This is a genomic window from Agrococcus versicolor, assembly GCF_039531815.1.
GTDB lineage: Bacteria > Actinomycetota > Actinomycetes > Actinomycetales > Microbacteriaceae > Agrococcus > Agrococcus versicolor.
In genome coordinates this window covers 299,650-322,643 of sequence record NZ_BAAAQT010000001.1, presented here as the reverse complement: position 1 = coordinate 322,643, position 22,994 = coordinate 299,650, and the positions used below count along the sequence as shown (strand labels likewise).

23 protein-coding genes are annotated in these 22,994 nt (G+C 73.9%); 11 read left to right on the top strand and 12 right to left on the bottom strand.

Annotated features, from left to right (window positions below; translation table 11 throughout):
* The first annotated feature begins 41 nt into the window (after positions 1-41).
* A complete protein-coding gene (purD, locus tag ABD249_RS01545) occupies positions 42-1,313 on the top strand; it encodes a phosphoribosylamine--glycine ligase (RefSeq protein WP_344339599.1) in 1,272 nt (423 codons plus the stop codon).
* A complete protein-coding gene (locus ABD249_RS01540) occupies positions 1,310-2,209 on the top strand; it encodes a phosphoribosylaminoimidazolesuccinocarboxamide synthase (RefSeq protein WP_344339597.1) in 900 nt (299 codons plus the stop codon). The genes purD and ABD249_RS01540 overlap by 4 nt, the downstream gene beginning before the upstream one ends.
* Positions 2,210-2,214: 5 nt before the next feature.
* On the opposite strand, the gene ypfJ is transcribed toward ABD249_RS01540, so the two are convergent.
* Positions 2,215-3,114 (bottom strand): KPN_02809 family neutral zinc metallopeptidase, encoded by a 900-nt coding sequence (gene ypfJ, locus ABD249_RS01535; protein WP_344339595.1) that lies wholly within the window; start codon positions 3,112-3,114, stop codon positions 2,215-2,217.
* Between the two features lie 100 nt (positions 3,115-3,214).
* Between ypfJ and purS the strand changes: the two genes are divergently transcribed.
* The 4 genes from purS (at position 3,215) to ABD249_RS01515 (ending at position 6,420) form a co-directional block, all read left to right on the top strand.
* Positions 3,215-3,469 carry a phosphoribosylformylglycinamidine synthase subunit PurS gene (purS, locus tag ABD249_RS01530; RefSeq protein WP_344339593.1) on the top strand — a complete coding sequence of 85 codons (255 nt, stop codon included), beginning with the start codon at positions 3,215-3,217 and terminating at the stop codon, positions 3,467-3,469.
* Positions 3,466-4,158 carry a phosphoribosylformylglycinamidine synthase subunit PurQ gene (gene purQ, locus ABD249_RS01525; protein ID WP_344339592.1) on the top strand — a complete coding sequence of 231 codons (693 nt, stop codon included), beginning with the start codon at positions 3,466-3,468 and terminating at the stop codon, positions 4,156-4,158. Before purS ends, purQ begins: the two co-directional genes overlap by 4 nt.
* A gap of 202 nt (positions 4,159-4,360) precedes the next feature.
* Positions 4,361-5,941, top strand: a complete 1,581-nt coding sequence (locus ABD249_RS01520; RefSeq protein ID WP_344339591.1) for an AMP-binding protein — start codon at positions 4,361-4,363, stop codon at positions 5,939-5,941.
* Between the two features lie 26 nt (positions 5,942-5,967).
* Positions 5,968-6,420 carry a DIP1984 family protein gene (locus ABD249_RS01515; RefSeq protein WP_344339588.1) on the top strand — a complete coding sequence of 151 codons (453 nt, stop codon included), beginning with the start codon at positions 5,968-5,970 and terminating at the stop codon, positions 6,418-6,420.
* A gap of 203 nt (positions 6,421-6,623) precedes the next feature.
* On the opposite strand, the gene ABD249_RS01510 is transcribed toward ABD249_RS01515, so the two are convergent.
* Both ABD249_RS01510 and ABD249_RS01505 read right to left on the bottom strand, forming a co-directional pair.
* Positions 6,624-7,268: a TMEM175 family protein gene (locus ABD249_RS01510; RefSeq protein WP_344339587.1), complete on the bottom strand. Its 645-nt coding sequence runs from the start codon at positions 7,266-7,268 to the stop codon at positions 6,624-6,626.
* Between the two features lie 52 nt (positions 7,269-7,320).
* Positions 7,321-7,710: a VanZ family protein gene (locus ABD249_RS01505; protein WP_344339585.1), complete on the bottom strand. Its 390-nt coding sequence runs from the start codon at positions 7,708-7,710 to the stop codon at positions 7,321-7,323.
* A gap of 68 nt (positions 7,711-7,778) precedes the next feature.
* Here ABD249_RS01505 and purL point away from each other — a divergent pair, with 68 nt between their 5' ends.
* Positions 7,779-10,073: a phosphoribosylformylglycinamidine synthase subunit PurL gene (gene purL / locus ABD249_RS01500; RefSeq protein WP_344339583.1), complete on the top strand. Its 2,295-nt coding sequence runs from the start codon at positions 7,779-7,781 to the stop codon at positions 10,071-10,073.
* A gap of 15 nt (positions 10,074-10,088) precedes the next feature.
* Positions 10,089-10,493, top strand: a complete 405-nt coding sequence (locus ABD249_RS01495; protein WP_344339580.1) for a hypothetical protein — start codon at positions 10,089-10,091, stop codon at positions 10,491-10,493.
* Positions 10,494-10,553: 60 nt separating this feature from the next.
* On the opposite strand, the gene ABD249_RS01490 is transcribed toward ABD249_RS01495, so the two are convergent.
* A complete protein-coding gene (locus tag ABD249_RS01490) occupies positions 10,554-10,844 on the bottom strand; it encodes a chorismate mutase (protein ID WP_344339579.1) in 291 nt (96 codons plus the stop codon).
* 151 nt (positions 10,845-10,995) lie between these two features.
* Between ABD249_RS01490 and ABD249_RS01485 the strand changes: the two genes are divergently transcribed.
* Together ABD249_RS01485 and ABD249_RS01480 are read left to right on the top strand one after the other, a co-directional pair.
* Positions 10,996-12,372: a hypothetical protein gene (locus ABD249_RS01485; protein WP_344339576.1), complete on the top strand. Its 1,377-nt coding sequence runs from the start codon at positions 10,996-10,998 to the stop codon at positions 12,370-12,372.
* 129 nt (positions 12,373-12,501) lie between these two features.
* Entirely contained in the window at positions 12,502-13,875 is a 1,374-nt protein-coding gene (locus ABD249_RS01480; protein WP_344339575.1) for a hypothetical protein, read from the top strand.
* A 189-nt stretch (positions 13,876-14,064) separates the two neighbouring features.
* Here ABD249_RS01480 and ABD249_RS01475 read toward each other — a convergent pair whose 3' ends face one another.
* The 5 genes from ABD249_RS01475 to ABD249_RS01455 form a co-directional block, all read right to left on the bottom strand.
* Complete coding sequence (locus tag ABD249_RS01475) at positions 14,065-14,679, bottom strand: GNAT family N-acetyltransferase (protein WP_344339573.1); 615 nt, start codon at positions 14,677-14,679, stop codon at positions 14,065-14,067.
* A gap of 236 nt (positions 14,680-14,915) precedes the next feature.
* Entirely contained in the window at positions 14,916-15,722 is an 807-nt protein-coding gene (locus ABD249_RS01470) for an ABC transporter permease (protein ID WP_344339571.1), read from the bottom strand.
* Entirely contained in the window at positions 15,719-16,531 is an 813-nt protein-coding gene (locus ABD249_RS01465; RefSeq protein ID WP_344339570.1) for an ABC transporter ATP-binding protein, read from the bottom strand. Before ABD249_RS01465 ends, ABD249_RS01470 begins: the two co-directional genes overlap by 4 nt.
* Positions 16,528-16,893, bottom strand: coding sequence for a DUF1048 domain-containing protein (locus ABD249_RS01460; protein WP_344339569.1), 366 nt, complete (start codon positions 16,891-16,893; stop codon positions 16,528-16,530). Before ABD249_RS01460 ends, ABD249_RS01465 begins: the two co-directional genes overlap by 4 nt.
* Positions 16,890-17,249 (bottom strand): PadR family transcriptional regulator, encoded by a 360-nt coding sequence (locus ABD249_RS01455; RefSeq protein WP_344339566.1) that lies wholly within the window; start codon positions 17,247-17,249, stop codon positions 16,890-16,892. The genes ABD249_RS01460 and ABD249_RS01455 overlap by 4 nt, the downstream gene beginning before the upstream one ends.
* A gap of 432 nt (positions 17,250-17,681) precedes the next feature.
* On the opposite strand from ABD249_RS01455, the gene ABD249_RS01450 reads away from it, so the two are divergent.
* The gene (locus ABD249_RS01450) at positions 17,682-19,697 is read left to right on the top strand and encodes a S9 family peptidase (protein WP_344339564.1); all 2,016 of its coding nucleotides are present in this window, start codon (positions 17,682-17,684) and stop codon (positions 19,695-19,697) included.
* A 46-nt stretch (positions 19,698-19,743) separates the two neighbouring features.
* Here the strand turns inward: ABD249_RS01450 and ABD249_RS01445 are convergent, their stop codons facing one another.
* From ABD249_RS01445 to ABD249_RS01435, 3 genes are all read right to left on the bottom strand, one after another.
* A complete protein-coding gene (locus tag ABD249_RS01445) occupies positions 19,744-20,979 on the bottom strand; it encodes an MFS transporter (RefSeq protein WP_344339562.1) in 1,236 nt (411 codons plus the stop codon).
* 4 nt (positions 20,980-20,983) lie between these two features.
* A complete protein-coding gene (locus tag ABD249_RS01440) occupies positions 20,984-22,273 on the bottom strand; it encodes an adenylosuccinate synthase (protein WP_344339560.1) in 1,290 nt (429 codons plus the stop codon).
* A gap of 147 nt (positions 22,274-22,420) precedes the next feature.
* Positions 22,421-22,966, bottom strand: a complete 546-nt coding sequence (locus ABD249_RS01435) for a TetR/AcrR family transcriptional regulator (RefSeq protein WP_344339558.1) — start codon at positions 22,964-22,966, stop codon at positions 22,421-22,423.
* Positions 22,967-22,994 lie beyond the last annotated feature (28 nt).

The window sequence follows — 22,994 nt, the reverse complement described above, 5'->3', positions numbered from 1 at the left end:
GAGCGGCACCGCGCCGGCGCGGCCGATCGTAGGATGGGCGGGTGCGCATCCTCGTCCTCGGCTCCGGCGCGCGCGAGCACGCCATCATCGACGCGCTGCTGCGCGACGGCGACCACGAGGTGGTCGCAGCGCCCGGCAACGCCGGCATCGCACGGATCGTCGAGACCGTGCGCGTCGACCAGAACGACGGCGACCTCGTCGCCCGCCTCGCGGTCGACCTCGCCGTCGAGCTCGTCGTCATCGGCCCGGAGGCGCCGCTCGTCGCAGGCGTCGCCGACGCCGTGCGCGCCGCCGGCATCCCCGTGTTCGGGCCATCGCGGCAGGCCGCGCAGCTCGAGGGCTCGAAGACGTTCGCGAAGCGCATCATGGACGCCGCCCGCGTGCCCACGGGATCGGTCACGCGAGCGCAGACGGTCGAGGAGGCCGCCGCGGCCCTCGATGCCGTCGGCGCCCCGTACGTCGTGAAGGCCGACGGCCTCGCCGCGGGCAAGGGCGTCATCGTCACGTCCGACCGCGCCGCCGCCGACGAGCACGCGCGCTACTGGCTCGCACAGGGCCCCGTGCTCGTCGAGCAGTTCCTCTCGGGCCCCGAGGTGAGCCTCTTCCTGCTCTCCGACGGCCAGCACGTGCGACCCCTCGCCCCCGCGCAGGACTTCAAGCGCCTGCGCGACGGCGACGAGGGCCCCAACACCGGCGGCATGGGCGCGTACTCGCCGCTGCCGTGGCTCGACGAGCGCTTCGGCGGCGAGCAGGCGTTCGTCGACGAGGTCGTGCGCACCATCGCGCAGCCCACGATCGACGCGCTCCGCGCCGAGGGCACGCCCTTCGTCGGTCTCCTCTACTGCGGCCTCATCGTGACCGACGCCGGCATCCAGGTCATCGAGTTCAACGCCCGCTTCGGCGACCCCGAGACGCAGGTCGTGCTCGCACGCCTCTCGTCGCCGTTCGGCGCCGCCCTGCACGCGGCTGCCACGGGCACGCTCGCCGCGCTCCCGCCGCTCGAGTTCGGCGGCACGGCGGCGGTCACGGTCGTCGTCGCGAGCGAGGGCTACCCCGACGAGCCGCAGACGGGCCGCGCCATCACGGGCATCGCCGATGCCGAGGCGCTCGAGGGCGTCTCGGTGCTGCACGCCGCGACCGTCGCGAGCGAGGAGCACGGCTTCGTCGCCACGGGCGGCCGCGTGCTCTCGGTCGTCGGCACGGGATCCACGCTGGCGCAGGCGCGCGAGCGCGCCTACGCGGGCGTCGAGGAGATCCGCCTCGAGGGCTCGATCGTGCGCACCGACATCGCACGCGCCGCGGCCTCGTCGTGACCGTCGACGGCGCCGCGCTGCCCGGCTACGACCTCGCCTACCAGGGCAAGGTGCGCGACCTGCACGTGCCCGAGGGCGCGACGCTCGAGACGGCCGACGTCGTGCTCATGGTCGCCTCCGACCGCGTGTCGGCCTTCGACCACGCGCTCGAGCCGCCCATCCCCGGCAAGGGCGCGACCCTCACCGCCATGACGACCTGGTGGCTGCGCACCCTCGGCGACGAGGCGCAGCTCGCAGGCGATCACGGCCCCGGCGGCGACGCGCTCGCCCGCATCCCGGATGCCGTGGCAGGGCGCGCGCTGCTCGTGCGCCGCCTCGACATGCTGCCCGTCGAGTGCGTCGTGCGTGGTCGCATCACGGGATCCGGGCTCCTCGAGTACCGCGAGACCGGCGCCATCTCGGGCGTCGCGCTGCCCGAGGGCCTGCAGGACGGCGACGCGCTGCCCGAGCCGATCTTCACGCCCGCGTGGAAGGCGCCGAAGGGGCAGCACGACGAGAACATCCCCTTCGACCGCGTCGTCGAGCTCGTGGGCTCGGAGGCGGCCGAGACGCTGCGCTCGCGCTCGCTCGAGGTGTTCGCGCGCGGCGCGGCCATCGCGGCGTCCAAGGGGCTCGTGCTCGCCGACACGAAGCTCGAGTTCGGTCGCGACGCGACCGGTGCGATCGTGCTCGCCGACGAGGTGCTGACCTCCGACTCCTCGCGCTACTGGGATGCCGAGGCGCTCGAGGCGGGGCGCGTCGAGTCGTTCGACAAGCAGATCGTGCGCGACTGGCTGCTGTCGGAGGCGGAGGCCGGCCGCTGGGATCGCTCGGGCACCCCGCCCGTGCTGCCCGCGGCGATCGTCGAGCGCACCGCCGCCCGCTACGCCGAGCTGCTGGCGCGCCTGCTCGGCTGACGCGGCTACGGCGTCGGCACCTGCCACACGTTCGCGCACGCCGAGACGCCCTGCTGGTAGCCGTTCGCGAACCACGTCTGGCGCTGCTCGCTCGAGCCGTGCGTCCACGAGTCGGGGTTCACGCCCTGGCCGGACTGCGCCTGGATGCTGTCGTCGCCGATCGCCGCGGCCGCGTCGAGCGCGTCGTTGAGCTCGGCCTGCGTCGGCTGCACGAGCACGGGATCCCCGCCGCCCTGATCGGGCGTCGTCGACGCCGCGGCGAGCCAGGCGCCGGCGTAGCAGTCGGCCTGCAGCTCGCTGCGCGTCGCCGACCCCGAGGGGCCGGTGTCCTGCGCGTCCACGCGCTGCAGGTCGCCCGTGAGCTGCTGGATGTGGTGGCCCCACTCGTGGCCGAGCACGTAGAGCTGCGAGAGCGAGCCGCCCGAGGCGCCGAACTGCGTGCGCAGCGTGTCGAAGAAGGTGGTGTCGACGTAGATCTGCTCGTCGCCGGGGCAGTAGAACGGGCCGACGGCGCTCGAGGCGTTGCCGCACGCGGTCGAGACCTGTCCGCCGTAGAGCACGACGGCGGGCTCGCGGTACTCGAGGGAGTTCTCTGCGAAGACGCCGGACCAGTAGGCCGAGAGCGAGTCGGCCCCGCCCTCCATCCGGCAGTCGTAGCTCGCGGGGTCGTTCGCCTGCTCGCCCGTGCAGCCGACGACCTCGGTGTCGCTGCCGCCGCCCGCGGACGGGTCCTGCTGGATGGCGCTGCCGAGGCCCGTGAGGTCGACGCCGAGGAACGACGAGACGATGAACAGCAGCACGGTCACGAGCCCGCCGCCGCCGATCGCGATGGCACCCCCGCGGGCGCCGCCGCCGCGGCGCGCCACGCGCGTGGTGTCGAACTGCGCATCGCCGCGGAACGTCATGGACGAGAGCGTAGCCCTCGCGGGCGGGTCGGATGCTGCGTCCGCGGGCCCGTCGAGTCGGTAGGCTGGAGGCACCCCACCCCGCGAGGAGTCGAAGCCCATGCCCCTCATCGTCGTCGACGTCATGCCGAAGGCCGAGATCCTCGACCCCCAGGGCAAGGCGGTGACTCGCGCGCTGGCACGTCTCGGCCACGAGGCCGTCGGCCAGGTGCGCATCGGCAAGCGCTTCGAGCTCACCGTCGAGGGCGAGGTCACCGACGCGCTGCTCGCGCAGGTGCGCACCGTCGCGGAGGACGTGCTCGCCAACACCGTCATCGAGGACGTCGTCGGCGTCCACGTCGAGGAGCGCGCGTGAGGGTCGGCGTCGTCACCTTCCCGGGCACGCTCGACGACCGCGACGCGCAGCGCGCCGTCCGCCTCGCCGGGCATGAGCCCGTGGCGCTGTGGCACCGTGACCACGACCTGCAGGGCGTCGACGCCCTCGTGCTCCCCGGTGGCTTCTCGTACGGCGACTACCTCCGCGCCGGCGCCATCGCGTCGCTGTCGCCGATCATGACCGAGGTCGTGGCAGCCGCGAACCGCGGCGTGCCCGTGCTGGGCATCTGCAACGGCTTCCAGATGCTCGCCGAGGCGCGCCTGCTGCCCGGCGGCCTCGTGCGCAACGCGACGGGCCTGTTCGTGCGCCGCGACCAGCGCCTCACGGTCGAGCGCACCTCGACCGCGTGGACGGGCGGGTTCGACGCCGGCCAGGAGATCGTCATCCCGCTCAAGAACGGCGAGGGACGCTACGTCGCGACGAAGGACGAGCTCGAGCGCATCGAGGGCGAGGGCCTCGTCGCGTTCCGCTACGCCGGTCGCAACCCCAACGGGTCGATGGACGACATCGCCGGCGTCGCGAACGCCGCGGGCAACGTCGTCGGCCTCATGCCGCATCCCGAGCACGCCGTCGAGCTGGGCTTCGGTCCCGACACCGCCACGCGCATGCGCTCGGGCCTCGACGGCCTGACGATCTTCGCGCTCGCGCTGGAGTCGGCCGCCGCCTGACCCGCCCGGTCGTCGCGAGGTACGCACCTCGACGCCGGGGACGCATCCCGCGTTCCGAGGTACGCACCTCGACGCCGGGTACGCCGATCGGCGTACCCGGGAGCGAGATGCGTACCTCGCAACGACTACCCGGGGACGGCGGCGACGCCTAGGCTTCCGACAGGGGGATGACGACGACGTCGGCCCTGGTCAGGAGACCGACATGCGCAGCATCCGCCCCGAGCCCGTCATCCCGGACGCCGACATCTGGACGTCCCTCTTCCACGACCTGAGCGACGACGACAGGGCGCTGCCCGCCCTCGTCGACGGCACGACCGGCGACGTCATGACGTACGGCGAGCTCGTCGGCCGCGCCGAGGCGTTCGCGGGCGCGCTCGCCGCGATGGGCATCCGCCCCGGCGACGTCGTCGGGCTGCACTGCCCCAACGTGCCGGCCTTCGCGGTCGCCTTCCACGGCATCCTGCGTGCCGGCGCGACCGCCACGACGCTCAACGCCCTCTACACGCCGCACGAGATCGAGGTGCAGCTGCGGGCGTCGGGTGCCGTCGCCCACGTCACGGTGTCGCCGCTCGCACCGCAGTCGATCGCAGCGGCCCACGCGGTCGGCATCGCCGACGACCGCATCGTCGTGCTCGACGGCCTCGACGGCCACCCGTCGCTCGCGGCCCTGCTCTCCGCCGGCCATGCGGCACCCGACGTCACGATCGATCCCGCGACGCACGTCGCCGTCATGCCCTACTCCTCGGGCACGACCGGCAAGCCCAAGGGCGTCATGCTGTCGCACCGCAACCTCGTCGCCAACGTGGCGCAGTGCGAGCCCATCATCCGCGTCGAGCGCGGCGAGCGCGTGCTCGCAGTGCTGCCCTTCTTCCACATCTACGGCATGACCGTGCTGCTGAACCTCGCGCTGCGCGTGCGGGCGACGCTCGTGACGATGCCCCGCTTCGACCTCGCCGAGTTCCTGCGCGTCATCCAGGACCACCGGGTGACGTTCGCGTTCATCGCCCCGCCGATCGCCGTCGCGCTCGCCAAGCACCCGCTCGTCGACGAGTACGACCTCTCGGCGCTGCGCACGGTCTTCTCGGGCGCCGCCCCGCTCGACGAGCAGCTCGGCCACCGCGTGGCCGACCGGCTCGACCTCGAGATGCTGCAGGGCTACGGGATGACGGAGCTGAGCCCCGTCAGCCACGCCTTCATCCGCGGCGAGGGGGCGACGACCCCGCTCGGCTCGGTCGGCACCGTCGTCGGCGGCACGGAGGACCGGATCGTCGACATCGAGTCGGGCGACGCGATCGAGCCGCCCGAGCACGACGGATTGTCGGCGTCGGGCGAGCTGTGGGTGCGCGGACCGCAGGTCATGCTCGGCTACCTCGACGACCCCGAGGCCACGGCGCACACGCTGCGCGACGACGGCTTCCTGCGCACCGGCGACCTCGCCTCCTACGACGCCGACGGCAACGTGCACATCGTCGACCGGCTCAAGGAGCTCATCAAGCACAAGGGCTACCAGGTGGCGCCCGCCGAGCTCGAGGCGCTGCTGCTGACGCATCCGGACGTCGCCGACGCTGCGGTGATCGGCGTGCGCACCGACGACGGCGACGAGGACCCGAAGGCGTTCGTCGTGTCCGCACCGGGCGCCGACCAGGATGCGGAGGCCCTCATGGCGTGGGTCGCCGAGCGCGTCGCCCCGTACAAGAAGGTGCGCCACGTCGCCTACGTCGAGGCGATCCCGAAGTCGGCATCCGGCAAGATCCTGCGGAAGGACCTCAAGGCCGCGGAGTGAGCCGGCCCGCCGCTACCGTGGACCGCATGCGACTCGCCGCAGCCCTCTCGCACCGTGCCGACCTGACGACCCGCGCCGACGCGCTCGCGCAGCGCGCGTACCGCTCCGCCGTGGCGCAGGAGGGCACGGCGCCGGTCGACGACCCCGCGGCGCTCGTCGCCGAGCACGACGCCGTGCTCGCCGAGCTCGAGACGCTCGTCGTGCGCATCAACCTCACGAACGCCGCCACCGACGTCGACGGCGTGCCGCTGACGGCGGCGCTCGCGCGGCGCGACACGCTGCGCCGCAGGCATCGCACGCTCACGAGCCTCGCCGAGCAGTCGACGCCGCGCGCCGACCGCATGCTGCGCTCCGAGCTGCGGCTGCTGCCGACGAGCGACGTCGCGAGCCTGCACGCCGCCGCCGACCAGACGGCGAAGGCGCTGCGCGAGCTCGACCTGCGCATCCAGGAGGTGAACTGGGCGACGGACCTGCGCTGACGAGTCGGTAGCCGCGACGGGGGCGGACACGAACCCCACGCCTGCCGGGGCAAGGGCAGGCTCGCAGCGTCGACGGGCCGACGCATCCGCTTCGGATCTTCGCCCGGCACGCCGCACACGCGCACCCGCGGGAGACCGCGGCACCGCGCACGCATCACCACCACGTGTCGACCCTCGCGGCGAGGGCGGGTTCGGGGACCTCGTCAGCGCTCGTGGACCAGCCGCGCGAGCGGACGGTGCAGCACGCGCACCATGAGCGGCGTCGCCGCGGCGAGCAGCAGCGCCAGGTAGCCGACGTCCGGCAGCAGCAGCGCGAGCGCGAGCGCCGCGACCAGCAGGATCACGAGCGAGACGTTCGCAGCCAGCCCCCGAGGGTCGAGCGGACGATCCTCGTCGACGAGCCCGGGATGCCGCACGACGTGCAGGTGGATGACGGCGCTCACGAGCGGGACCGCCGCGATCGTCGTGACGTAGACGATGACGTTCGACGCGTCGCCGCCCTCGACCGTCGACAGCGCGGTGGCGACGGGCAGCCAGACGATGAGCAGCAGCCACGCGAAGTTCCATCGCATGAGCGTGGGCGTGGAGCGCCGCACGCGGTCGAAGAACCCGTGGTGCCACCGCCAGAAGATCGCGACGAGCACGAACGAGATGCCGAATCCGAGCAGCTGGTCGCCGTGCTCGGCCGCCCAGTCGGCGGCCGTGAGCCCCTCGCCGCCGCCCTCCGCCACGCTCTCCATGAGCGGCAGGATGAGGAGCGTCATCGCGATGGCGACGACGGCATCGGAGAAGAAGACCATGCGCTCCGTGGGACGCGGGTCGTCGCGGGCGGGCGCTGGCGTGGTCACGCATGCAGGCCTACCACCGATGCGCGTCGCTCGGAAGGCGCGGGCCGGTCGATCAGGGTGCGGTGGCCGCGCGCCGACGCGTGCGCGAGCGACGCATCGCGAGCCCCGCGACGAGCCACCCGACGGCGATGCCCACCGCGTCGGCGACCGCATCCCACGCGTCGCCGGATCGCGTGGGCAGCAGCGCGCCCTGCACGACCTCCGAGACGACGGCGTGCGCGAGCAGCACCGCCGCGAGCCCGCGCGGCGGGAGGCCCGCGATCGCGCCCGTGGCCATGACGAGCGCGAACATGCCGACGTGCGCCATCTTGTCGAGCCCCGGGATGCCCGGGCCGTCGGGCGTCGAGGGCGCGTAGAGCCCGACGAGCTGGATGCCGACGGCCGCCGCGAACGCCGCCCACGCGAGGATGCGTCGAGCCGGAGCGGGGCGTCGCGAGGGCATCCGCCCACGCTAGCCGCGGCGAGTAGGCTCAGGTGTACCGCATCCGCTCCCGCCGTGAGGTCCCGCCCGTGCCCGATGCCCCCGCCCGCCCCGTCGCCGACACCGTCGAGCACGCGATCGCGACCCCGGAGAAGGAGCAGCCGTACGCGGCGCTCGGCCTCAAGTCCGACGAGTACGACCGCATCCGCGAGATCCTCGGCCGCCGCCCCACGTCGGGCGAGCTGGCGATGTACTCCGTGATGTGGAGCGAGCACTGCTCGTACAAGTCCTCGAAGCGGCACCTGCGCGTCTTCGGCGACAAGACCACGGAGGCCATGCGCGAGCGCCTCATGGTCGGCATGGGCGAGAACGCCGGCGTGCTGGATGCCGGCGAGGGCTGGGCGGTCACGTTCAAGATCGAGAGCCACAACCACCCGTCGTTCGTCGAGCCCTTCCAGGGTGCCGCGACCGGCGTCGGCGGCATCGTGCGCGACATCATCTCGATGGGTGCGCGCCCCGTCGCCGTCATGGATGCGCTGCGCTTCGGCGCCATCGACCACCCCGACACCGCCCGCGTCGTGCACGGCGTCGTCGGCGGCATCTCGTTCTACGGCAACTGCCTCGGCCTGCCGAACATCGGCGGCGAGACGGTGTTCGACGCCGTCTACCAGGGCAACCCGCTCGTCAACGCGCTCGCCGTCGGCGTGCTGCGCCATGAGGACCTCCACCTCGCCAACGCCCGCGGCGCCGGCAACAAGGTCGTGCTCTTCGGCGCACGCACCGGCGGCGACGGCATCGGCGGCGCCTCGATCCTCGCCTCCGACTCGTTCGACGCCGACGGCCCCGCCAAGCGCCCCGCCGTGCAGGTGGGCGACCCGTTCGCCGAGAAGGTGCTCATCGAGTGCTGCCTCGAGCTCTTCCAGGCCGGCGTCGTCGAGGGCATCCAGGACCTCGGCGCCGCGGGCATCTCGTGCGCGACGAGCGAGCTCGCCTCGAACGGCGACGGCGGCATGCAGGTCGAGCTCGACCACGTGCTGCTGCGCGACCCCACGCTCACGGCCGAGGAGATCCTCATGTCGGAGTCGCAGGAGCGCATGATGGCCATCGTCCGGCCCGACCAGCTCGACGCGTTCCTCGCGATCACTGAGAGGTGGGACGTCGAGACGAGCGTGCTCGGCGAGGTCACCGGCACCGGCCGCCTCGTCATCACGCACGGCGGCGAGACGATCGTCGACGTCGACCCGCGCACCGTCGCGATCGACTCCCCCGTCTACGACCGGCCCATGGAGCGCCCCGACTGGCTCGACGCGCTCAACGCCGACACCACGGCGCGCCTGCCGCGGTCGGAGGCCGCCGGCCTGCGCTCCGAGCTGCTCGCGCTCGCCGGCAGCCCCAACATCGCCGACCCGTCGTGGATCACCGAGCAGTACGACTCGTACGTGCTCGGCAACACGGCGCTGTCGATGCCCGACGACGCCGGCATGGTGCGCATCGACGAGGAGTCGGGCCTGGGCTTCGCCGTCTCCGTCGACGCGAACGGCCGGTACTGCCAGCTCGACCCGCGCGAGGGCGCGAAGGCCGCGCTCGCCGAGGCGTTCCGCAACGTCGCCGCGACGGGCGCCAAGCCTCTCGGCGTCTCCGACTGCCTGAACTTCGGCAACCCCGAGGTCCCGTTCGTCATGTGGCAGTTCGCGGAGGCCGTCGACGGGCTCGCCGACGCATGCGCCGAGCTCGGCATCCCCGTCACGGGCGGCAACGTGTCGTTCTACAACCAGACGGGCGAGACGCAGATCCACCCGACGCCCGTCGTCGGCGTGCTCGGCGTCATCGACGACGTCGCCCGCCGCGTGCCCGCCGGCTGGCAGGACGACGGCCTGCACCTGTACCTGCTGGGCACGACGCGCGACGAGCTCGACGGCTCCGCCTGGGCCGGCGTCGTGCACGACCACCTCGGCGGGCGCCCGCCGCGCGTCGACCTCGCCGCCGAGCAGGCCGTGGCCTCGCTCGTGCAGGCGGCTGCGCACGACGGCCTGCTCGCCGCCGCGCACGACCTGTCGGAGGGCGGCCTCGGCGTCACGCTCGCCGAGGGCGCGCTCCGCTTCGGCATCGGCGCACGCGTGTGGCTCGACGAGATCTGCGAGCGCGACGGCGTCGACCTCACCGCCGCCCTCTTCTCGGAGTCCGGCGCCCGCATCCTCGTCGCCGTGCCGCGCGAGGACGACGTCCGCTTCACCGGCATGTGCGACGCGCGCGGCGTGCCCTCGATGCGGATCGGCGCGACCGACGCGACCACGGGCTCCATCGAGGTGCAGGACGTGTTCACGATCGGCCTCGACGAGCTGCGCCAGACGCACGCCTCGACGATCTACGACCGCTTCGCCTGAGCCTCACGGCCGCGCATGGCTGATCGAGGGCGGGGCGCGGACGGGGACGCGCGCGTCGGCGCGCCCGTCGATGGCCGTCCCGGCTCCGGCGACGGCACCGGTCGCAGCATCGACTCGGGCCACCGACCCGGTGCCGGCCGCGACCCCGTCGAGGATGGCTCCGGCGACGGCCTCGCCGAGCTCGTCGACCGCGTGCCGATCGGATGGAGCCGGCACGACGTGGACGGGCGCGCCTGGGGCCTCACGCGCGTCGACCATGCCGGCGGGCGATCGAGCACCATCGAGGGCGAGGAGCTGGGCGGCGCGCGTCGCATGAGCGCCAACGTCTGGCGCACGACGTCGGGCACGCACCTCAAGCCGTGCGAGATGCCCGCCGAGCAGGTGCTCGCGGTGCTGCGGGCGCTGCCGCCGCGCGACTGACCGTCGCGAGCGACGGCAGGCGCGCAGGCCGACGGGCGGCGTGCGCGCGACGAGCGGGCGTCAGCCCTGGCCGGCCGCGTGCCGCTCGTGGTGGTGGATGACCTCGGCGATGACGAACGTGAGGAACTTCTCCGCGAAGGCCGGATCCAGGCCCGACTCCTCGGCGAGCTGCCGCAGGCGGGCGATCTGCCGCTGCTCGCGGCTCGGATCGGATGCCGGCATCCCCTCCTGCGCCTTGAGCGCCCCCACGGCCTGCGTGAGCTTGAAGCGCTCGGCGAGGGAGTGGATGAGGACGGCATCGATGTTGTCGATGCTGCTGCGGTAGCGGTCGAGCTCGTCGTGTGCGGACACCCGCACAGCCTACGACCGCCCATGCTCGGAGCCCTCCGCGGCCGCGCGGGCGCATGCGGACCGCCTCCCGGGTGAACGTTCGGTGTCACGGCGACGACGAGTCGTGACGCGGCGGGTCGGCGAGGGCGTGCGCCGCCTACCGTGGCCGGAGATGGCGACGATCGAGCGACTCCCGCAGCGCACCCACGACGGCACCCGGACCGTGGGCGAGCGCGCGCAGGCCACCGCGCTGCGCCACACGCGCGCCATCGCGCGGCTCGCGCCCCGGTGGCGCGAGACCCGCAGCGTCTGGCTCGGCTTCGCGGTGCTGCAGGCGGTCACGCTCGGCGCGTTCGCCGGGCACATGATCGCCGGCGACACCCTCGGCGACCTGCCGCTCTACCGCGAGTGGGCGATGGACGCGTTCGAGGGTCGCGGGATCGTCGGCATCGACGAGGCGTGGGTGTACCCGCTGCTGGCGTGGCTGCCCATCGGGCTCGCCAACGTCGCATCCGCCCCCGCGTACCTCACGCTCTGGCTCGCGATGATCGTCGCGCTCGACGCCGTGGCGCTGCGCGCGCTGCTCGCACCCGGGTCGACGCGCGCCATCGTCGCGGGCTGGGCGTGGCTCGGCATGCTGCTGGCGCTCGGCCCCGTCGCGACCCTGCGGCTCGAGGGCGTCACGGCGCCGCTCGTCGTGGTCGCCGTGCTCATGCTCGCGCGGCGGCCGTGGGCGGCCGGCGCGCTGCTCGCCGTCGCGACCTGGATCAAGGTGTGGCCCGCGGCCCTCGTCGGCGCGGCGCTCGTCGCCCTGCGCGAGCGCGGCCGCATCCTGCAGGCGGGGGCCGTCGTCACGGTCGCCGTGATCGTCGCCGCCGTGGCGCTCGGCGACGTGGGCCACCTCGCATCGTTCGCGACGATGCAGGAGGGGCGCAACCTGCAGCTCGAGGCGCCGCTCGCGACGCCCTGGGTGTGGATGGCGATGCTCGGGGTGCGGGATGCTGCGGTGTTCCAGAACGTGGCGCTCGCGACGCGCGAGGTCGTCGGCCCGCTCGACGGGCTCGCCATGGAGGCCTCCACCCCGCTCATGCTGCTCGCGACCGTCGGGGCGCTCGTGCTCGCGCAGGTCGCGGTGCGCCGCGGCGCCGACCGGCACGAGACGCTGCTGACGGCCGCGCTCGTCGTCACCGTGGCGATGTTCGCCCTCAACCGCGTCGGCTCGCCGCAGTACATGCTGTGGATCCTGCCGGTCGCGGTCGTGGCGCTCGCGACGGTCGACGCCGCGGCGCAACGCTGGTGGCGCCGCATGACGGCGGTGCTGCTCGCGGCAGCGGTGCTGACGACGATCATCTTCCCGATCGCGTACGTCGCGCTCATCGACCTGCAGGCGTGGGCGGTCGTGCTGCTCACCGTGCGCAACCTGCTGCTGGTCGTGGTGCTCGTCGCCGCCGCCCGCCGCATGGTCGTGCTGGCCGTCGGGCGCTCGACGCTCGACGCCGTGCGCGCCAGCAGGGTGGCGGGCCCGCCGCAGGGCGCGCGCGTCGGCTGACGGGCTGGGCGCTCGACGCTCGACGCGGCATCGCGAGCGCCATCTGCAGCGCGTCCTGCATCCCATCGTCGACGGAAGGCCGCAAGGGGGCACGACGCCGACCGCCCGACCCCTACCGTGGCCCTCGAGATGACGACGATCGAGCGAGCACCGGACGGCCCTGCGCGTCGCGCGGTCGTCGCGGAGCGCGCGCAGGCCCGAGCGCTGCGGCGTGCTCGCGCCGTCGCGCGGCACGCGCCGCGCTGGCGCGAGCCGCGCACCGTGTGGCTCGGCTTCGCGCTGCTGCAGGTCGTGACGCTCGCGTCCTTCGCCGTGCCGATGCTCACGGGCGACGCGCTCGGCGACCTGCCCCTCTACCGCGAGTGGGCGGTCGACGCCGCCGAGGGCCGCGGCATCGTCGGCATCGACGCGCCCTGGGTCTACCCGCTGCTCGCATGGCTGCCGATCGCGCTCGCATCCGTCGCCTCCGCCCCCGCGTTCCTCACGGTCTGGCTCGCGATGCTCGGCGTCCTCGACGCGCTCGCGCTGCGGGCGATCCTCGCGTGCGGCACGACGCGAGCGAGCATCGCCGGGTGGGCGTGGCTCTGCATGCTGCTGACGCTCGGGCCCGTCGCGCTGCTGCGGCTCGAGGGGGTCACGGCGCCGCTCGTCGTCATCGCGGTCACGATGCTCGCGCGCCGGCCGTGGGCGGCGGGGGCGCTGCTCGCCGTCGCGACGTGGATGAAGGTGTGGCCGGTGGCGCTCGTCGGCAGCGCGCTCGTCGTCCTGCGCGAGCGCGGCCGCATCCTGCAGGCGGGCGTCGTCGTCACGGCCGGCGTCGTCGCCGCCGCCGTCGTGCTGGGCGACGTCGGCCACCTCGCATCGTTCGCGACGATGCAGGGCGACCGCGACCTGCAGCTCGAGGCGCCGCTCGCGACGCCGTGGGTGTGGATGGCCATGCTGCACGTGCCCGGAGCCTCCGTGTCGTTCGACATGGCGCTCGAGACGCGCGAGGTCGCCGGCCCGCTCGACGGGCTCGCGCAGCAGGCGTCGACGCCGCTCATGCTGCTCGCCACCATCGGCGCGCTCGTGCTCGCGCAGGTGGCGGTGCGCCGCGGCGCCGACCGGCACGAGACGCTGCTGACGGCCGGCCTCGTCGTGACGATCGCGATGTTCGCCTGCAACCGCGTCGGCTCGCCGCAGTACATGCTCTGGATCCTGCCGGTCGCGATCGTCGCCATCGCGACGGTGCATGCGGGGGCGCAGCGGTGGTGGCGGCGGATGACGGCGGTGCTGCTCGCGACGGGGCTCGTGACGACGATCGTCTTCCCCATCTCGTACCTCGCCCTCATCGACCTGCACGCCTGGGCCGTCGTGCTGCTGACGCTGCGCAACCTGCTGCTGGTCGTCGTGCTCGTCGCTGCCGTCCGACGCATGATCGTCGTCGCGATCGGGCGCTCGACGCTCGACGCCGTGCGCGCGAGCCGGGCCGGCGGCCTGCCCGCGGGGGCCGGCGCGGCCTGACGACGTCTCGCCGCTGAGATGTGTCCGTGAGCGACGCGGCGAGGGCGATGCGTCCATGCCGCACCGCTCAGCGGCGCATCTCAGCGCCGCTCGACGGGCGGATGCGGTGCGAGGTGCGCGAGTCGACGCCAGGTGCTGCGATCGCGGCACCTCGCGTCGAGATGCGTACCTCGCAGTGCGCCGCGCGGGCTACGGGCGGCGGGCCGTGCGCACGCGCTCGACGAGGGCGTCGCGCACCGCGGGCCACTCGTCGACGAGGATCGAGTGCACCGCGACGTCGCGCCACTGGCCGGACGCATCCTGGCGCATGCGGCGCAGCACGCCCTCGAGCGTCGCGCCGAGCCGCACGATCGCGGCGCGCGAGCGGTCGTTCGCCGCATCCGCCTGGATGCGCACGCGCCCGAAGCCGTGCGCGAAGACGTGGCCGAGCACGAGCAGCTTCGCCTCCGGGTTCACCGCCGTGCCCCACACCGCGGGCGCGTAGGCCGTGTAGCCGAGGTGGCACTGCTCGGACGCCTCGTCGAAGTCGGTGAGCGACGTCGTCCCGACGAGCCTCCCCGCGTCCGGCCCGCTCCGCAGACGGATGGCGAAGGGCCGGCCGTGCCACGGGTACGCACGCTCGGCCCAGCGCACCCAGCCCTCGTCGCTCGTGTCGAGCGCGGCCGGACCGCCGGCGTAGCCGCTCGCGAACACCTCGGGGACGCCGATCGCGTCGCGCAGCTCGAGGAGCGTGTCGGGCACGAGCGGCTCGAGGCGGACGACGTCGCCCTCGAGCGTCGCGAGGTCGGGGATGCGTGCGGTCACTGGTCCATCAGAGCACGGCTCGACCTCCGAGGCGCAGCCGAGGCCGGACGAAGTGGACCGCGCCGGGCCCCGCCGCCGAACGGCCGCGGGCTCGCTGCCGCTTCGTCACCGTGCCCGCGGCCATCCGACAGCCACCGCCGCGATCGCACCTGAGCGGGCAGCCGCGTGCGCATTCCGCGCGACGGCCCGCTCAGGCGTGATCTTGGCGGGGTGGCCCCGCCGACCGGCACCGGCGGTCAGGCGCGCCTGCGCCGCTGGATCGCGGCAGCGATCGTCGCCGCGACGACGAGGATGCCCAGCACCCACGCGAGCGCCACCGCGAGCTCGCCACCCACCGGCTCCCCCGCGAGCAGGGCCCGCATCGCGTCGACGATCGCGGTGACGGGCTGGTGCTCGGCGAACCATCGCACGGGCCCGGGCATCGTCTCGGTCGGCACGAAGGCCGACGACACGAAGGGCAGCAGGATCAGCGGGTACGAGAAGGCGCTCGCCCCGTCGACGCTGCGCGCCGTGAGCCCGGCGATGATCGCGACCCACGTCAGCGCGAGCGTCACGAGGACGAGGATGCCTGCGACCGCGAGCCACGCGCCGATGCCCGCACCCGATCGGAAGCCCATCGCGAGCGCCGCCAGCACCACGACCGCGAGCGACACGAGGTTCGCCACGAGCGACGTCAGCACGTGCGCCCACAGCACCGCCGAGCGCGCGATCGGCATCGCCTGCAGACGCTCGACGATCCCCGCCTGCAGGTCGAGGAAGAGGCGGTACGACGTGTAGGCGATGCCGGACGCGATGGTGATGAGCAGGATGCCCGGCAGCAGGTAGTCGACGTAGGCGGCATCCCCGACGTCGATCGCGCCGCCGAGCACGAACGTGAACAGCAGCAGGAACGCGATCGGCATGACCGCGGTCGTGACGATGGTGTCGGGACTGCGGAGGACGTGCCGCAGCGAGCGGCCCGTGAGGGTCGCGACGTCGCGGATGCCGCGGAGGGTCGCGCCGGAGCCGACGGCCGGATCGGCGTGGATCGCGTGCGTGCTCATCGCTCCCCCTCGGAGGTCCCGGCGTCGCCCGCAGGGCTCTCGAGCCCCGGGCGCTCGCCGACGACGGCGAGGAAGACGTCCTCGAGGCTCGGACCGCGCTCGACCATCTCGACGGTGGCCTGCGGCAGGAGGGCGCGCAGCTCGGCGAGCGTGCCGTCCTGCACGATGCGGCCGCGATGCAGGATCGCGATGCGGTCGGCGAGCTGCTCGGCCTCCTCCAGGTGCTGCGTCGTGAGCAGCACGGTCGTGCCCGCCGTCGCGAGCTCGCGCACCGCATCCCAGACCTCCAGGCGTGCCAGCGGGTCCAGGCCCGTCGTCGGCTCGTCGAGCACGACGACGGCGGGGTCGCCGACGAGGCTCATCGCGAGGTCGAGCCTGCGCCGCATGCCGCCGGAGTAGGTGCCCGCGCGGCGCCGCCCCGCCTCGACGAGCGAGAAGCGCTCGAGCAGCGCGTCGGCGACGCCGTTCGGATCGGGCAGATGCCGCAGCCGGGCGACGAGCGCGAGGTTCTCGCGGCCCGTGAGCACCTCGTCGACGGCGGCGAACTGGCCCGTGAGGCTCAGCGCCTCCCGCACGCCCCGCGCATCCGAGCGCACGTCGTGGCCGGCGACCGACGCCGTCCCCGCATCCTGCCGCAGCAGCGTCGCGAGGATGCGCACGAGCGTCGTCTTGCCCGCGCCGTTCGCCCCCAGCAGCGCGACGATCGTGCCGGGTGCGACGTCGAGGTCGACGCCGCGCAGCACCGACACGTCGCGGAACGAGCGCTCGAGCCCGCGGATGCGGATGGCGGGCGCCTCGACGACGCTCATCGCTCGGCCGCCTCGTCGACGGCCTTCGTGATCGACGTGGCGAGGCGGGCGCGCTCCTTGCTGATCCAGCTGCCCTGCGGGTAGTTCGCGAGGAACGCCTCGGCGAACTCGACGGGGTCGTCGCCCACGATCGCCCGCACGGGCGTCGCGTCCGCCGCGCCCTGCTCGAGGAGCGTCGCGAGGTCGTCGAGCATCGTGAGCATCACGGCGCTGTCGTCGCCGACGCCGACGCTCATGAGGTACCGCTCGAGTGCGGCGCACGTCGCGCGGTAGGGCTCGGGCAGCGCCTTCGCGCGCCGCTTGTAGTCGTGGTACTCGCGCTTCTGGCCGAGGTCGCCGACGAGTCGCTCGATGATGTTCATGGGTGCTCCTTGGGGGTGGGGGTGGCGCCCGGCGCGACGTCGCGCAGGTCGCCGAGGCGGTCGGAGAGGAAGTCCCAGTTGGCCCAGAACTCCTCGAGGGCGGTGCGGCCGAGCGCGTTGAGCGCGTAGACCTTGCGCGGCGGGCCCTTCTCGCTGGGCACCTTCTCGACGTCGACGAGGCCGCGCTGCTCGATGCGCACGAGCAGGGCGTAGATCGTGCCCTCGGCGATGTCGGCGAATCCGCGGTCGCGCAGCTCGGCGGTGATCTCGTACCCGTAGGCGGATCGCCGGCCGAGGATCGCGAGCACGATGCCCTCGAGGATGCCCTTGAGCATCTCGGTCACCTGCTTGGGCATGGCCCCTCCCGTCGGTACTCAGTGTCGGTGAGTACCAGTCGATAGTGACACTAGGTAGTGGTCGGCGCAACCCTTCCGAGGTTCGCTTCGCGGATCGTGCGGGAGCGGGGTCCGGATGCCGCCGTTCTCCCACCCGCTCCTGAGGAGGCAGCGAGCGCAGCGAGCCGCCGTCTCGAAGCGGGCTCGGCCTCACGGGCGGGTGGGGGCACCCTTCGAGGCTCGCTGCGCTCGCACCTCAGGGAGCGGGGAGAGAGGCGCTCGCACCTCAGGGAGCGGGACGAGAGGGGTGGGCCCCCTTCGAGGCTCGCTGCGCTCGCACCTCAGGGAGCGGGACGAGAGGCGACCCCCCTTCGAGGCTCCCCCACCCGCTCCCTGAGGAGGCAGCGAGCGCAGCGAGCCGCCGTCTCGAAGGGCGCCCGATACCGTCGAGGGATGGCCGACGCATCGTTCGACGACTTCACCGACATCGAGGGGCTCCTCCGCATCCCTCGCCTCACCGCCCTCGCGGCAGGGCCGGATGGCCGCCTCGTGGCGCAGATCCAGCAGGCCGACGAGCACGGCGCGCGCATGCGCTCGTCGCTGTGGGAGCTCGACGCGACGGGCGAGGCCGACGCGCGGCGCCTGACGTGGTCCGAGCAGGGCGAGACGGCACCCCGCTTCGCCCGCGACGGCTCGCTGCTGTTCGCCTCGGCCCGCCCGGACCCCACGGGCGAGCACGACGACGACGGTGCCGCGATCTGGCGCCTGCCGGCGCGCGGCGAGGCGCACGTGGTCGCCTCCGCCCCGGGTGGCCTGACGCTCGTCGCCGTCGCCGACGACGGCTCGATGCTCGCGACGACGCAGGTGCTCGTCGGCGGCTCGCTCGACGACGACGCCGAGCGACGCACCGCGCGCAGCGAGGCCAAGCGCACGACGATCTGGCACACGGGCATGCCCATCCGGTACTGGGACCACGAGCTCGGCGACGAGTCGACGCGCCTCGTGCTCGTGTCGCAGGACGGCGACCTGCGCGAGCTCACCCCCGGCGCCGACCCGGTGGCGCTCACCAACGCCTCCGCCGACCTCGCGCGCGACGGATCGATCGTCGTGACCACCTGGACGACCCGCGCAGCCGGTGGCGAGACCCGCACGGGCATCGCGGCGATCGACGTGTCCTCCGGCGACCGGAGGATGCTGCTGGAGCCGACGGCGGCGCACGGCTGGTCGAGCCCGCGCCTGTCGCCCGACGGCGCCCGCGTCGCCGTGACGCGCGGCACGACCTCGACCCCGACCGACACGTCGTACGACTTCCTCGAGATCCACGCGGTCGCGGGCGGCGATGCCGTGGCCGTCGACGTCGGCGACCTCACGATCGGCGGGTACGCGTGGGTCGACGACGCCCGGCTCGTCGTGTCGGGCGACCTGCACTCGCGCGGGGCCGTGCTGCTCGTCGACGTCGCGACGGGCGCGGTCCGCACGCTCGTCGACGACGCGCCCCACGGCGCGCTCGCCCCGACCGCCGACGGCACGGCCGTGCTCGCGCTGCGCGACGACGTCGCCTGCCCCGCCGCCCCCGTGCGCATCCCGCTCGCCGGCGATGGGGCCGTGACGCCGACGCCCATCCGCGCACCCGGCGGCATCGGCGCGCTGCCGGGTCGCATCGAATGGGTGGAGACGGACGTCGAGGGCGTGAGGGTCGGCGGATGGCTCTGCACGCCCCAGGATGCGAGCGCGAGCGCACCGGCACCGGTGATGCTGTGGATCCACGGCGGTCCGCACGGCTCGTACAACGCGTGGAGCTGGCGGTGGAACCCCTGGCTCGCCGTCGCGCGCGGCTGGGCCGTGCTGCTGCCCGATCCGGCGATGTCGACCGGCTACGGCCACGCGGGCCTCAACCGCGGCTGGCCGCGCCTGCCCGACGTCGTGTGGCGCGAATGCGAGACGCTGCTCGACGACGTGCTGCAGCGAGACACGCTCGACGCGTCGCGCACGGCGCTGCTCGGCGCCTCCTTCGGCGGCTTCATGACCAACTGGATCGCGGGGCACTCCGACCGCTTCGGCGCCATCGTGACGCACGCGGGGCTCTGGGCGCTCGACCAGCAGCACGCGACGACCGACGCCGCGTCGCACAAGGTGCGCGTGCACGGGCACCCCGACGCGCTGCCCGACTGGTACCGGGCGTACTCGCCGCACCACTCGGCATCCGCCATCGCGACGCCGATGCTCGTCACGCACGGCAACCGCGACTACCGCGTGCCCGTGAGCGAGGCGCTGCGGCTGTGGTGGGATCTCGTCTCGGGCTGGCAGGGCACGCCGGAGTCGATGCCGCACCGGTTCCTGCAGCTGACCGACGAGAACCACTGGGTGCTGCGCCCCTCGAACGCGGTGACGTGGAACGAGACGATGCTCGCGTTCTGCGCGCAGCACGTGCTCGGCGCCGAGCCCATCCCCGACGCGCTGCCGTGGTGACGCAGGCGCCGTCGGTGGCCTGAGGGACGCCGCCGCTCGCTCGGGGTCAGGTGCCGGATGCGCGCGGGGCCGCCGCGATCGCGACGGCCGCGACGGCGAACAGGGCCGCGGCGGCGACGAGCATCGGCACGATGCCCGTCGTCACCGCGACGAGCCCGGCGATCGGCGCGACCACGACGATGACGGCGCGGTTGGCGGCCCGCATCGTCATGTTCACTCGCGCCTGCGCCGCATCGGGGGTGCGGGTCTGCCGGTAGGCCATCTCGTGCGAGTTCGACGCGCCCATCGCGATGCCGTGGAGCAGCTGACCCGCGCCGAGCACGAGGGCCGCCGCGAGCGCATCCTCCGCGGCGAGCGCCGCGAGGCCCATGACGACCACGGCGACCGCCGAGAGCGCGTGGCACGCCGCGACCGTCGGCAGCGCTCCCAGCCGCCGCCCCACGGCGCCCGTGACCGAGGCGCCGACGACCGCGCCGACGCCCGCGGCGGTGAGCACGAGGCCGAACGCCCCGGGATCGAGGCCGAGGCGCGTGAGGGCGAAGGGCGCGACGAGCACGCCGAGCACCGCGTTGGCGCCGAACCACACGTGCGTCGCGAGCGCGAGCCGCGTCAGCGCCGTGCCGCGGTAGACGAGCCGCATGCCCTCGGCGACGTCGCGCACGACGTCGCGCACGCGACGACCACCCGCGGGCGGCGCAGGCTCGTCGATGCGGATGCGCGCGACCGCGACGGCGGCGAAGGCCGACGCGAGCGCATCCACGAGCACCGCGAACGGCGCCCCCACGGCGCGCACGACGAGCCCGCCGAGCGCGGGCCCGCCCGACTGCGCGATGGCATCCGCCGTGTCGATGCGCGCGTGCGCGCGCTGCAGCGCGGGGCCGGCGACGAGCCGCGGGAGGAACGCCATCGACGCGGCGTCGTTCACGACCGTCGTGACGCCGTAGGCCACGACGACGACGAGCAGCGCGGGCAGCGTGAGCGCGTCGAGCAGCCAGAGCACGGGGATCGCCGCGAGCAGCACCGCGCGCGCCGCGTCGCTCCACACCATGATCGGGCGGCGCCGCATCCGGTCGACGACGGCGCCCACGAGCAACCCCGCCACGAGGTACGGCAGCCACCGCGCCGCGCTCAGCAGCCCGGTGTCGGCCGACGTGCCGCCGAGCGTGACGACGACGATCGTCTGCAGCGCGAGCAGCGTGACGTACGTGCCGACCGACGACGCCGACTCCGCGGCGAGCAGCCACCGGAACGACCGCGGCAGCGCGCGGTCGTCGGCGGTCATGGCGTCAGCCGTCGATGAGGTCGTGCCGCACGACGATGGCCTCGCGGTCGGGGCCGACGCCGATCGCCGAGATGCGCGATCCGGACATCGCCTCGAGCGCGAGCACGTAGTCCTGCGCGTTCTTCGGCAGGTCGTCGAACGTCCGGGCGCCCGAGATGTCCTCGGTCCAGCCCGGCAGCTCCTCGTAGATCGGCGTCGCGTGGTGCACGTCGGTCTGCGACACGGGCATCTCGTCGTGGCGCACGCCGTCGACGTCGTAGGCGACGCACACGGGGATGCGCTCGATGCCCGTGAGCACGTCGAGCTTCGTGAGCACGAAGTCGGTGACGCCGTTGACGCGCGCGGCGTAGCGCGTGATGACGGCGTCGTACCAGCCCGTGCGACGCGGGCGACCGGTCGTCGTGCCGAACTCGAAGCCCGTCGCGCGCAGGCGCTCGCCCCACTCGTCGAAGAGCTCGGTGGGGAACGGGCCGGAGCCGACGCGCGTCGTGTACGCCTTCACGATGCCGATGATGCGGTCGAGGCGCGCCGGGGCGACGCCCGAGCCCGTCGCGGCGCCGCCGGCGGTCGCGGACGACGACGTGACGAACGGGTAGGTGCCGTGGTCGATGTCGAGCATCGTCGCCTGGCCGGCCTCGAACACGACGATGTCGCCGCGGTCGAGCGCGCGGTCGAGCTCGAGCGCGGTGTCGCCCACCATCGGGCGCAGACGCTCGACGTACGACTGCAGGTCGTCGACGATCTCGTCGACCGTGATCTGCCTGCGGTTGTAGACCTTCGTCAGCAGGTGGTTCTTGAGGTCGAGGGAGCCCTCGACCTTCTGCCGCAGGATCGACGGGTCGAAGAGGTCCTGCACGCGCACGCCGACGCGGTTGATCTTGTCGGCGTAGGCGGGGCCGATGCCGCGACCGGTCGTGCCGATCGAGCGCTTGCCGAGGAAGCGCTCCGAGACCTTGTCGAGCGTGCGGTGGTAGTCGGCGATGATGTGCGCGTTGGCCGAGATGCGCAGCTTCGACACGTCGACGCCGCGGGCGGAGAGCGCCTCGAGCTCGTCGAAGAGCACCTCGAGGTCGATGACGACGCCATTGCCGATCACCGGCACGACGCCCGGGGTGAGGATGCCGGAGGGCAGCAGGTGCAGGGCGTACTTCTCGTCGCCGACGACGACGGTGTGGCCTGCGTTGTTGCCGCCGTTGAACTTCACGACGTAGTCGGTGCGGCTCGCGAGGAGGTCGGTGGCCTTGCCCTTGCCCTCGTCGCCCCACTGCGCACCGAGGATCACGATGCCTGGCATGGGTCCCCCTGTAGCTGGTCGGCAAGCGGGAGCCCGCTTGCACTCGACCCTACCGCGAGGGCGTCCGCCCGGGCCTGAGCGCCGACCGGCCGCGCGACGTCGTGCCGCACGACGTGCGGGAAGGCGTCGCGCCGGATGCGCGCGCGGTCAGCGGGCGCTCGCGAGCACGGCCTCGATGGCCTCGGCGACCGTGGCGTCCGGCTCGAAGACCGTGCGCTCGAAGGCGACCATGACCATGGCGCCGACGACGGCGGAGGCGCGCAGCGTGCTCGGACGCGTGCCGCCGTCGGCGGCCATGGCGTCGGCGACGAGCGAGAAGAGCGCGGCGCGGTAGCCGGCGAGCGACTCCTGCCAGGGGCGGTCGGTGCGGAAGAGCTCGCCCGCGACGACCTTCGCGACGGCTGGGCGCTCCTCGACGCCGGCGAGGAAGGCGGTGACGACGGCCCGCATCGCGGATCCCGAGGGCGCGCCCGCGAGCGCGTCGCCCAGCCGCGTCGAGGTGCGCACGACCGCCTCGGCGAGCACGGCCTCGAACACGGCGTCCTTGCCGGCGAACGAGTAGTAGACGCTGCCCTTCGCGACGCCGGCGCGCTCGGCGATGTCGTCGACGGTCGTGGCGCTCACGCCCCGCTCGGCGGCGAGCGCCGCGGCGGCGTCGAGCACCTTCTCGCGGCTGCGGTTCGGCCGGGCCATGCGTGCCTCCGTGGAATACTTGTACTGA

Excerpts from the sequence above, each read along its gene's own strand:
- ypfJ (WP_344339595.1), bottom strand. The coding sequence starts at position 3,114 with ATGACGTTCCGCGGCGATGCGCAGTTCGACACCACGCGCGTGGCGCGC.
- purS (WP_344339593.1), top strand. The coding sequence starts at position 3,215 with ATGCCCCTCATCGTCGTCGACGTCATGCCGAAGGCCGAGATCCTCGAC.
- ABD249_RS01520 (WP_344339591.1), top strand. The coding sequence starts at position 4,361 with ATGCGCAGCATCCGCCCCGAGCCCGTCATCCCGGACGCCGACATCTGG.
- ABD249_RS01515 (WP_344339588.1), top strand. The coding sequence starts at position 5,968 with ATGCGACTCGCCGCAGCCCTCTCGCACCGTGCCGACCTGACGACCCGC.
- ABD249_RS01505 (WP_344339585.1), bottom strand. The coding sequence starts at position 7,710 with ATGCCCTCGCGACGCCCCGCTCCGGCTCGACGCATCCTCGCGTGGGCG.
- ABD249_RS01495 (WP_344339580.1), top strand. The coding sequence starts at position 10,089 with ATGGCTGATCGAGGGCGGGGCGCGGACGGGGACGCGCGCGTCGGCGCG.
- ABD249_RS01485 (WP_344339576.1), top strand. The coding sequence starts at position 10,996 with ATGGCGACGATCGAGCGACTCCCGCAGCGCACCCACGACGGCACCCGG.
- ABD249_RS01480 (WP_344339575.1), top strand. The coding sequence starts at position 12,502 with ATGACGACGATCGAGCGAGCACCGGACGGCCCTGCGCGTCGCGCGGTC.
- ABD249_RS01470 (WP_344339571.1), bottom strand. The coding sequence starts at position 15,722 with ATGAGCACGCACGCGATCCACGCCGATCCGGCCGTCGGCTCCGGCGCG.
- ABD249_RS01465 (WP_344339570.1), bottom strand. The coding sequence starts at position 16,531 with ATGAGCGTCGTCGAGGCGCCCGCCATCCGCATCCGCGGGCTCGAGCGC.
- ABD249_RS01460 (WP_344339569.1), bottom strand. The coding sequence starts at position 16,893 with ATGAACATCATCGAGCGACTCGTCGGCGACCTCGGCCAGAAGCGCGAG.
- ABD249_RS01455 (WP_344339566.1), bottom strand. The coding sequence starts at position 17,249 with ATGCCCAAGCAGGTGACCGAGATGCTCAAGGGCATCCTCGAGGGCATC.
- ABD249_RS01450 (WP_344339564.1), top strand. The coding sequence starts at position 17,682 with ATGGCCGACGCATCGTTCGACGACTTCACCGACATCGAGGGGCTCCTC.
- ABD249_RS01445 (WP_344339562.1), bottom strand. The coding sequence starts at position 20,979 with ATGACCGCCGACGACCGCGCGCTGCCGCGGTCGTTCCGGTGGCTGCTC.
- ABD249_RS01440 (WP_344339560.1), bottom strand. The coding sequence starts at position 22,273 with ATGCCAGGCATCGTGATCCTCGGTGCGCAGTGGGGCGACGAGGGCAAG.
- ABD249_RS01435 (WP_344339558.1), bottom strand. The coding sequence starts at position 22,966 with ATGGCCCGGCCGAACCGCAGCCGCGAGAAGGTGCTCGACGCCGCCGCG.